Source organism: Sphingopyxis sp., from assembly GCF_050725655.1.
Lineage (GTDB): Bacteria > Pseudomonadota > Alphaproteobacteria > Sphingomonadales > Sphingomonadaceae > Sphingopyxis.
Genome location: NZ_JBOHHT010000056.1, coordinates 1 through 10,912, shown reverse-complemented (window position 1 = coordinate 10,912; position 10,912 = coordinate 1). Strand labels below are relative to the sequence as shown.

6 protein-coding genes are annotated in these 10,912 nt (G+C 64.5%); 4 read left to right on the top strand and 2 right to left on the bottom strand.

Features of this window, described 5'->3' with window-relative positions; translation table 11 throughout:
* Window positions 1-330 precede the first annotated feature (330 nt).
* The 4 genes from ACREBX_RS07830 to ACREBX_RS07815 all read left to right on the top strand — a co-directional run bounded on the left by ACREBX_RS07830 (window position 331) and on the right by ACREBX_RS07815 (window position 4,618).
* Window positions 331-804, top strand: coding sequence for a thymidylate synthase (locus ACREBX_RS07830; RefSeq protein WP_431561194.1), 474 nt, complete (start codon window positions 331-333; stop codon window positions 802-804).
* Between the two features lie 93 nt (window positions 805-897).
* The gene (locus ACREBX_RS07825) at window positions 898-2,208 is read left to right on the top strand and encodes a 3-methyl-2-oxobutanoate dehydrogenase (2-methylpropanoyl-transferring) subunit alpha (RefSeq protein WP_431561193.1); all 1,311 of its coding nucleotides are present in this window, start codon (window positions 898-900) and stop codon (window positions 2,206-2,208) included.
* Window positions 2,209-2,240: 32 nt separating this feature from the next.
* Window positions 2,241-3,245, top strand: a complete 1,005-nt coding sequence (locus ACREBX_RS07820) for an alpha-ketoacid dehydrogenase subunit beta (RefSeq protein ID WP_431561192.1) — start codon at window positions 2,241-2,243, stop codon at window positions 3,243-3,245.
* A gap of 71 nt (window positions 3,246-3,316) precedes the next feature.
* Window positions 3,317-4,618, top strand: a complete 1,302-nt coding sequence (locus tag ACREBX_RS07815; protein ID WP_431561191.1) for a dihydrolipoamide acetyltransferase family protein — start codon at window positions 3,317-3,319, stop codon at window positions 4,616-4,618.
* Between the two features lie 77 nt (window positions 4,619-4,695).
* Here ACREBX_RS07815 and ACREBX_RS07810 read toward each other — a convergent pair whose 3' ends face one another.
* Window positions 4,696-9,792 (bottom strand): hypothetical protein, encoded by a 5,097-nt coding sequence (locus ACREBX_RS07810; protein WP_431561190.1) that lies wholly within the window; start codon window positions 9,790-9,792, stop codon window positions 4,696-4,698.
* Between the two features lie 67 nt (window positions 9,793-9,859).
* A partial coding sequence (locus ACREBX_RS07805) for a hypothetical protein (protein WP_431561189.1) occupies window positions 9,860-10,912 on the bottom strand: 1,053 nt, incomplete at its 5' end.

Sequence of the window (10,912 nt, the reverse complement as noted above, 5' to 3'; positions counted from 1 at the left end):
GCTCAGGGTGAGTCGAAAATGGTGGTTTTCCGTGACCCGGAGCGCAGCGTACATCTGGTACGCGAGCACCGGAAGCACGGGAAATTGCCATTTGCAGACCGCCATGGGCTGAATGTCGATTGGTCCTAAACATTTCAAGTTTCGGCACTACCTGTTCAAGAGGGGCCAAAAACGATGCCCCTCCCGGTGGGTGTCGGGCGCGGCGGCGTCAGCGTGAACCCCCGACATACTATATGCACATTGATCGCTTTTGTTTGCCGTCGCCTTCTTAGCCCTTCCGCGCTTGTCTCAGTCGTAGACTTGAATCCTGCCTAGCCGTATCAATTGGCCATGATTATCGCGATGAAAACGAATGGCGGAAGACGCCTAGAGTTGACCGGACCCAGCGCAGAGCGCTGGGTCCGTCGTCATATAACCGCTGGCGTTGTGAGGGGCAGGGGGAGGCGCCGAGCAATGTCGGGGGCGCAGCGCCTCCCCCTGCCTCATCAAGCTGGAATAGCGATTCATAGCCAAGGCACGTTGACCGGAAAAGCCTTCAATGTTTTCGAAGCGGCGTTGCTGACGCGGATGGTCGCGGAGCAGGCGGGACTTCATGCTCATGAACTCGTCTGGACCGGCGGCGACGTGCATCTCTACCTGAACCACGCCGAGCTGGTCGAGCAGCGGCTGTCGCGTGTTCCGGGCGGGACGCCAAAGCTGCGCATCCTTCGCCGGCCTCCGAGCATTTTCGACTATCGGTTCGAGGATTTCGCAGTCGAGGAATATGCGCCGCAAGCGCATATTTCCGCGCCTGTCGCAGTTTGAGCGCCGCCGTTGCATTCGTATGGCGACCGTAATATTATGTCGTCACGTTGAAATATAACTAGGCGCGATTCGCGCCGTCAAAGGGAAGAAGATATGCCTGAGACGACCCCCCAAAAGGAGGTGGGGCGCCCGGCGAGCAATTTGCCGCCGCTGTCGCTTCATATCCCCGAACCGCGCTATCGCCCCGGCGATACGCCGGACTTTGGCGATATCGAAGTTCCCGCGGTCGAAGCGACCCCGCGCCCGAGCGAAGCGACCAAGCCCGATGCGATGCGCGAGCTGAGCTATGGCCTCGTCCGCGTGCTCGATTTTGACGGGGTGGCGAAGGGGCAGTGGGATCCGAAACTGACGCCCGAGCGGCTGCGCGTCATGCTCCGCTACATGATGCTTGTCCGCGCATTCGACGACCGCATGTTCCGTGCCCAGCGGCAGGGCAAGACCAGCTTTTACATGAAGTGCACCGGTGAAGAGGCGACCTCGGTCGCCTCGACGATGGCGCTCGACCGCGGCGACATGTGTTTCCCCAGCTATCGCCAGCAGGGCATTTTGATCGCGCGCGATTATCCGCTGATCCAGATGATGAACCAGATCTATTCGAACCGCGGGGATCACCTGATGGGCCGCCAGCTGCCGATCATGTATTCGGCGCCCGAGCATGGTTTCTTCAGCGTATCGGGCAACCTCGCGACGCAATATCCACAAGCGGTGGGCTGGGCGATGGCCTCGGCGTTGAAGGGCGACAGCCGCATCGCGACGGTATGGTGCGGCGAAGGCTCGTCGGCCGAGGGCGATTTCCACTCGGCGCTGACCTTTGCGACGGTGTATAACGCGCCGGTTATCTTCAACGTCGTCAACAACCAGTGGGCGATCTCCAGCTTCTCCGGCTTTGCCGGCAGCGAACGCACGACCTTTGCGGCGCGCGCCGTGGGTTATGGCATCGCCGGGCTGCGTATCGACGGGAACGACCCGCTGGCGGTCTATGCCGCGACGCAGTGGGCGGCGGACCGGGCACGGACGAACAACGGTCCGACGCTGATCGAACATTTCACCTATCGCAGCGAAGGGCACAGCACCTCGGACGACCCGAGCGCCTATCGTCCCGCCGACGAGGCGACTGCCTGGCCGCTCGGCGACCCGATCGCGCGGCTTCGTCAGCATCTCGAAACGATCGGCGAATGGGATGCCGAACGTCACGAGGCGCAGGCGAAGGAACTCGACGATCTGGTCAAGACGACCCAGAAACAATCCGAAAAGCTCGGCATCCTCGGCCACGGTATGCACCAGCCGTTCGAAACGATGTTCGACGATGTGTTCGAAGAACTGCCCTGGCACCTCAAGGAACAATGTGCACAGATGCTCGCCGAGCAAGAGGCCAAGTTCGGCCCGAATTGGAAGCCCGAATGATGCCAGAATCTTCCAGCTCTGAAACCAAAACCATGAACATGATCGAGGCGATCAACAGCGCTATGGACGTCATGCTCGAACGCGACCCGAACATGGTCGTGATGGGTGAGGATGTCGGCTTTTTCGGCGGCGTGTTCCGCGCCACGGCGGGCCTGCAGAAAAAGCATGGCAAGACGCGCGTGTTCGACACGCCGATCAACGAATGCGGCATTATCGGCGTGGCGGTCGGCATGGGCGCTTATGGCCTGCGTCCGGTCCCCGAGATCCAGTTCGCCGATTATATCTATCCGGGGCTCGATCAGCTCGTCAGCGAGGCGGCGCGCTTGCGTTATCGTTCGGCGGGCGACTTCATCTGCCCGATGACGGTGCGCACGCCCTTCGGCGGCGGCATCTTCGGCGGCCAGACGCACAGCCAGTCGCCCGAAAGCATCATGACGCATATCTGCGGTGTGAAGACGGTCATCCCGTCGAACCCCTATGACGCCAAGGGCCTGCTGATCGCAGCGATCGAAGATAACGATCCCGTCGTCTTCCTCGAACCCAAGCGCATCTACAACGGCCCGTTCAGCGGCTATTACGACCGCCCGGTCGAGCCCTGGTCGAAGCACGACGCGAGCACGGTGCCCGAAGGCCATTACCGCATCGAACTCGGCAAGGCCGCGACGGTGCGTTCCGGCGAAGCGCTCACCATCCTCGTTTATGGCACGATGGTCCATGTCACCAAGACGATCGTCGAGGAAATGGGCATCGACGCCGAAATCATCGATCTGCGCACCTTGCTGCCGCTCGATATCGGGGCGATCGAAACCTCGGTGAAGAAAACCGGCCGCTGCCTGATCATCCACGAAGCGACGCGCACCTCGGGCTTCGGCGCCGAACTCGCGGCGCTGGTGCAGGAACGCTGCTTCTATCATCTCGAGGCGCCGGTCGAACGCGTGACCGGGTTCGACACGCCGTATCCGCATAGCCTTGAATGGGCCTATTTCCCCGGCCCGGTGCGCATCGCGACCGCGCTGACCAAGATCATGCGAGATTGACGTGAGCATCACGGCAAGCACGCGTGCCCCGGACTGCGATCCGGGGTCCATAGAAAAAAAGGACTGACGCCATGGCTCGTTATTCATTCCGTCTGCCCGACATCGGCGAAGGCATTGCCGAAGCCGAAATCGTCGCCTGGCACGTCAAGATCGGCGAGCGCGTCGAGGAAGACGCGCAGCTTGCCGACATGATGACCGACAAGGCGACCGTCGAAATGGAATCGCCCGTTTCTGGCATCGTCGTCGAACTGGCGGGCGAGGTCGGCGACCTGATCCCGATTGGCTCGACGCTCGCGGTGATCGAGACCGACGAAGAGGCTACGGTCGATGCGCCGCCTGCCGACACGCCGGCCGAACAGCAGGTTGTGGCGGAAACGCCGGGTGCCGAGGAAATCGCTCCCCTCCCGCTTGCGGGAGGGGCTGGGGGAGGGCCTGTCGAATCTGCTCCGCCGCCGGTAGTCAAAGAAACAAGCCCTCCCCCGACCCCTCCCGCAAGCGGGAGGGGAAAAGAGGCGAAGGTCCTCGCATCGCCCGCCGTCCGCGCCCGCGCCAAGGATCTCGGCGTCGACCTCGGCCAGGTGCAGGCCGAGGGTGACCGCGTCCGTCACGCCGACCTCGACGCCTTCCTGCGCTACAGCGGCGGACAGGGCTATCACGCCCCCGGTGCAAGCCGCGCCCGCGCCGACGAGCCGATCAAGGTCATCGGCATGCGCCGCAAGATCGCCGAGAATATGGCGGCCTCGAAGCGCGCGATCCCGCATTTCACCTATGTCGAGGAAATGGACGTCACCGCGCTCGAAGAGATGCGCGCCGACCTCAACGCCAATCGCGGCGGGCGGCCGAAGCTGACGATGCTGCCCTTCCTGATCGTCGCGATCTGCCGCACGATCCCCGAGTTCCCCATGATCAACGCGCGTTACGACGACGAAGGCGGCGTGGTGACGCGCTATGGCGCGGTGCATCTCGGCATGGCGACGCAGACCGATGCCGGCCTGATGGTGCCGGTGATCCGCGACGCGCAGGACAAGAATGTCTGGCAGCTCGCCAGCGAAATCACCCGCCTCGCCGAAGCCGCTCGCACCGGCAAGGCGAAGGTCGAGGAACTCACCGGCGGCACGCTGACCGTCACGTCGCTCGGCCCACTCGGCGGCATCGCGACGACTCCCGTGATCAACCGTCCCGAAGTGGCGATCATCGGCCCGAACAAGATCGTCGAGCGCCCAGTGTTCGACGGCGACGAAATCCGCAGGGCAAAGCTCATGAACCTGTCGATCAGCTGCGACCACCGCGTCGTCGACGGCTGGGATGCGGCGAGCTATGTTCAGGCGCTCAAGAAACTGGTCGAAACGCCGGTCCTGCTGTTCGCGGACTGATTGCGAGACCATAGCGACGAAGCAATCCGGGGCAGTGGACGCTCGCCCCGGATTGCTTCGCTACATACGCGGATGGACTACAGTCCCAGCCCCGCGAAACTCGTCTGGTCGAACTTCAGCTTGAAGGTCACATAGGCGCCCGAGCGCGAGAAGCGCGCGTCCTCGAAATCGCGGTCGTGGAAGCCCGCGAAATTATAGCCGAAGGTGATGTTGGCGTTCTTCATCGGCGCCAGCGTCACCGTCGGGCCGCCCGCCCAGCTGACGGTATCGGCGTCGGTGCCGACGCGGACGGTGCCCGACGCGCCAACATCGATATGTTCGCCAAGGTTGAAGCGGAAGTCCGCGCCGATCAGGTTCGACCAGCCCTTCACATCGTCTGCGCCGAAGCGGTCAAAATTATAACGCGTGCCCCAGAAGAAGCCGATCTCGGCGCGTTCGTACCAGCCATCGCCTTTGCCGATCCCGCGGTCGCCGAGCGGCGTCCAGTTGACCGACAGGCTGTTGAGCAGACGGCGGCTCGTCGCATCGCCGTCGATCGTCAGTGCGCCGCCGCCGATCGGGCCAGGCTGGCCGGCGACAGCATCGCGGACCTTGTCCGAACGGAACTCGCTCTTGTTCAGCCACGACACGCGCGACGCGGCGGGGCGGTGCGCCCAGCTCATTTCGAAGTTGATGACCTCGGTCGTCGGCGTCGTGCCGCTGCCGCTCGCCTTCGCATAGGTAAAGAGCGCACCGAGCGCGCGGCCTTCACCGAGCTGACGGAGCCCGCCGAGGGTCAGGCTATAACGATTGGCAGTCTCGCCATCGCGATATTCGGCGCGGCCGGTGAGGGTCCAGCGATCAGCGCGATAGGTCGCACCGGTGCTGATAGCGAGGAAATCTTCGGTCAATGTTCCGTTGCCGCCGAGGAAGCCGCCCGACGCGACCGGATGCTCGGTGTTGAGCACATCGCCCGCGCGGATGCCGCCAATCGTGCGGTTGCCGTCGACCGACACATCGACCGACCAACGTTCGCCGAGTTTCAGCGACTGCGAGAGGCCATAGGCGGCAAAGCTGCGCGGGCCATATTCGCCAATCTCCTGCTGGTTCGCGGTCGCGAGCAGGCGTGCGCCCGACCAAGGCGTCAGGTCAAAGCCGAGCCGCGCCGTGCGTGCCTTGATCGTGTCACCGTCGGCGATTTCGTAGCTGCCGACCAGATTGACGTCGCGGTTGATCGCAAAGCGCGCGCCGAGACGGTGGCGGGTCGGGAAATCGACGCTGGCATCCTTGCCGCCGAGCGTGAATTCGGTCTGCGCGTCGAGTTCGAGCCGCTTGCCCATCAGGCGCTGCGTCGCACCCAGTTGCACGATGTTTGACCGGTTGCGTGCGCCATCGGTCAGGCGGTCGTCGGCGTGGGTCAGTCCGGCGCGCGCGACGGTCGTGCCATTGTCATATTCGACCAGTGCGCGCGCGGCACGGCGACGTGCATTGGTGTCGAGATAATCCTCCTGCCAGGCGCTGCCGGTCACCGACAGATTGCGGCTGGCTTTCATCCGCGCATCGAAGCCGAATTTGCGCGTCCCATTCTCGCCGCTGTTGAGCTGGCCAGTGCCGAAACCCGCCTCGCGCTCGCGGACATAGGCGAGGAAATCGGCGTTGCTGCTGTGATGCTCGGCCTCGATCAGCCACGCCTTAGCGGTGCCGTCGGCGGTTGCGCTGCCGTTCACTGCCTTTGCGTCGCTGACGGCGAGTTCGGCGCGGACTTCGGTTTCGATGGTGGGGCGATAGCGCGCATCGACACCGCCTAGGTTGGTCTTGGCGTTGCCGTCCTCGTCGTGGATGAAGGTCGCGCCGACGCGCAATTTTTCGTCATTCGATTGATAGCTGACGCGGCCGCCGGCGTTGAGCACGCGTTGGCCGACACCATCGACCTCATATTCGGCGACGATGAATTGCGGGTCGAGGTTGGACGAGCGGCTGAGCACAGGCACGCGGAAGCGGATCGTGCCCGACAGATAGTCGATGTCGTAATCGACATGGCGCGACAGGCTGACGCTCTCGACGATGCGCTCGCTGTGCAGCCGGTCGCGCGTCTCGATGACGATCCGCTCGCTGTTCGGCAATATGTCCTTTGCGCCTAGCTGGTAAGGGCCGGTCAGGCCGTTGCCCTGAATTTCGTCGCGGCGGAAACGGTAGGGGGTGTCGGCGACGAAGGCGGTCGCCGCGACGTTACGGCCGCGATACTCGGCCTTGCCGCCGTTGAGCGCGCGCTGGTAGCGCGCGAGTTCGGGTTCCGAAATCCCCGTCTCGATATCGCCGAACATCGCATAAAATTGCGGGCGTTCGAGGCGCAGATAGAGCTTGCGCACCGAGGCGGCGTCGTAGCGCGTCTCGTTGCGGTCGGCGTAGATGGTGTAATAGGCGCGCGGGTCGATGACACCGCCAAACCGCGCGTCGTCCTTGTCCTTGTCGCTGTCATACGCCAGCGTCATCAGCCATTTGCCAAGCACGCGGCCCTTTCCGTAGAGCGCAAGGCGCGCGTCGGCGTTGAGATCGTCGAGCGTTTCCGCCACCGGTTCCATCCGGTCGCCCAGCGTATTGTAGCCGAGCGTGCCCGCGGCAAAGCCGACGACGGTCCACGGACGATTGCCCGGATCGAGCCATGTTTCGATCGTCTGCTTGCGCGTCACCTTGTCGTCGCGGAAGGTGAAATCCATCGCGAGCGTGCCCGACGCTGTCGTCGGTTCGAGTTCGATATAGGTGATGCCGTCGTCGCCATCGATCTTCCACACCGGCGGCGCGCGCTCGAGGCCGGCGAGCTGGCGCGCCTGCTGCGCGTCGGCTTCGACGGCGGGATAATAAGGGGCGGGGACGCTGAAGTCGCCCGTCAGTCCGGCGCGGATCGGTTTGCTGTCGCGGTCGGTCAGGCGGACCGCGATCACCGGGCGGGTGACGCCATCGGCGACCAGCACCGACTTTTCGCGGATCAGCGCGGCGCGCATCGGGGTGATCGAATAATGGACGCTGCGTTCGAGCGTTTCGACGAGGTTGCCGCTCGCGTCCTTCACTTCGGCGACGAGACGGTTTTCGCCCTCGCGAATTTCGAGGCCGCGCCACAGGCTGACCACGACGCTGTCGTCGGCGGACTTGCTGACGCCTTCGAAGGTCAGCGCATCGGCGGGTTTGCCGTTGACGCGGAGCGACACCGTCTGGCCGGGAGCATGCTTGATCGCGGCGCGGATCGCCTTCGCGCGCGGATTATGGTCGATGTCGGGGAAGAGCCAGCCGATGCCAGGCGTCTGGCCCGCAAGCCAGTCGCGATTGGCGCCGGCGGCTTCGGGGTCGCTCAGCAGCTTGGGCGCTTCGACCGCGACATGGTCCGGCGCGGGGCGCGGCGCGCTGGCGACGGCGCGGAAGTCGGCGCGCTTCAGGGCGCCGCCGCGACCCTCGACGAAGCGCGAGATCGCGCTGTCGGCGCTCTGTGTTGAGCGTGCGCAGTCGATCGCCGCGCGGTCGAGCGGCAGCGTCGACGGATCGATCTGCACGACATGCAGGCCGGGACGCACAGCCTCGAAATGATAGCGGCCATCCTCGTCTGTAACGGTGTAGCTGCCGTCCTGAAGCATCACGCGGACGCCCATGATACCGTCGGCCTTGCCCGGATCGACGCTGCAGTCGCCGTCGGTGATCCGGCCGATGATCGTCATGCGGTCGCCGAGCTGGTCGCGTTTGATCGAAATTGTCGCTTCGGCGACGTTGCTGGTCGAACCGCGATTGTCGGTGGCGGTCGCGCGGTTGAGCGCGTTGCCCGGCTGCGCCGATACGATGACTTCGGCGAGATAGGTGAGGAGCGCCGAACGCGACGCGGCGATGCCGGGCAGGGTGACGGCAAACTCGCGGCCGTTGGCTGCGACCACGGCATCGACGCGAACGCCATCGACACGCACCGTATCCGCGCGCAGGCGCATGCCGGCAGGCAGCACGTCGCGGATGGTCACCGCGCCGGTGTTGCGGCGCGTGTCGCGGTTTGCGACCTCGATGCGATACTGGATCACGTCGCCGGGAACCGCGACCTGTGTCGACGTCGTCTTGCGCAGGATCAACGGCAGGCCGGGCTGATCGACCGGAATGTCGACGCGGACGGGCGCCGGGCTGCTGAGGGTGAACGCATTGCCATAGCTTGCGCCCGTGATCTCGAATGGCTGGCCGTCGTCGGGGCGGCGCAGGCCCGCAAGCGTGGCGGCGCTCGATGTCGACGGCGCGGTGTAGGGCGCCGGCGGCGCAACGATCAGCCGATAGGTCCCCGGCGCGACGAACGGGAAGCGATAATCGCCGGGCGGAAAGCTGTACGTCATGCCCCCCGCATCGGTAACGCTCTGGCCGGTAACGACGCTCGACGGATAGGCCGATACGCCGTCGTCGCCGAACACCTGCGCGGGCTGACCCGTCGCGGCGTCGACGATCGTCACGCGGCTTCCGGCGACGGGCGCGCCGTCGCCGCTGTCGAACACGATACCGAACGGGTCGACGAGAAAGTTGATCGTCGCGAGCGCGACGAGGCTGACGTTCGCCTGGTCGGTGACGCGGAGCGCCAGCGGGGTGCCCGGATCGACCGACAGGCGGCAGTCGCCCGCGACCACGGCGGGCGGGACGCCGATCGTGTTGATAATGCCGACGAATTCGCCGCTGCCCACCGCCGTCTCGGTCAGGATGATCGCCTCGCGATCACCGTTTTCGAGATCGAGGACGACAGGCAGGGTGTCGCGCGCCTGCGGATCGGCATTGGCCGATGCGAGCGTAACCCCGACGACCAGCACTTCGCCGGCGCGGAAATTGTCGGTGCTTTGCAGGGAGGCCGGGGCAGTGGAGATACCCTCATAGACACCGCCGAGATCGATGGTGCTCGTTTCGCTGCGTGCCGCGGGACGGCTGCACTGCGTCGGTGCGAGCGCCACCGATCTATTTCCGCCGCCGTTCGTAAGCCGATATGTGGTGATCATCGGCCGCTCGGGCGGCCGCGCGGTCACGGTCACATCGACACGGTTCGACAGCGCATGGCCGGGCTGCCCGTCCTGCGTCCACTGCGCCGAGGCGGTGTTCGTGATCACCTGCGCATGCGCCATGGGTGTCGCAGGCAGCATCGCTGCCGCGACCAGGGCGGTCACAAGGCCGGAAAATTTCGTGCGGAGTGCCATATCAGCCCCGAAAGGAGCAGCGGGAGACGGTTTTTGGGCCGCACCCGCTGCTCCATCGGTTACCCGATCAGTTGACGGTCGCGCGGAAGACGAGCGTGCTGGCTGTGCCCGCGGCGATCGAAGCAATCGTCCCCGACACGTTCGGTTCCGCGTAACTGCCACCCGCGCCGCCGTTGAAATCGCACGTTCCGCTGGTGACCGTGCCGCCCATCAGGATCGAGCCTGCATTGAACGTCAGCTGCCCCGGAACCGGGTCATTGATCACCACCGAGGTTGCTGCGGCAGCACCGGTGTTGGCGACCGCGATACAATATTCGATGACCGCGCCCGGGATCAGCTTCGGGTTCACCGCGAAGTTGACCGGATCCGAGATGATGCGGCTGGTCTTGGTGACTACAAGCGTTGCCGTCTGCACCGTATAGTCATCGTTATCGCTGTGTGCGCCATCGCGTACGGCATCGCCTGCGACGCCGGCCGTGATGTCGGCAAAGACGGTGTCCTTGCCTGCGGTGTTCGCGCCGGTGGTTTCGGTGATCGCCGCACCCTGCGTACCGGCAAGACCGCCCTCGCGCGCCGTGGCGCGCAGCGTCACGCCAGCGATGGCATTGTTCGTGAGACCCGCCGGTATGTCGGCAACGACGAACAAGCGGATTGCCGTGTCGACAACGAGTTCGTCGACATAGTTGGTGATCAGCGTATCGCCGGCATCCCAGCTACCGATCGTTCCTGACGCGGTATTGTCGCGATAGATGCGGACATTGTTGACATTGAACGTATCGGTTCCCGTATGGGCGGCCGTACCACCGACCTGCTGCGTGGCCGTCAGCGCGAAGTCGAGCGTCTCGTTCGACGTATTGGTCAGCTGGAAGGTTGTGACGGCATTGGCCTGCCCCGGTACGACCGGCGTCGTGAGATTCGCGACTTCTTCGACAAGCACGTTGATCTTGCGGTCGACGGTGAAATTGTTCGACGCCGACTGCTGTCCCTGTGCGACGCCGCCGACCTGATAGTCGACGGTGGCGGTATTCGTGATCGTGGTGCCTGCGGTCGTCCCGACGGCAAAAGCCGGCGTGGCGGCGACGCTCGAAAGCGCCGCCAGACCGATGGCACCCATATAAGT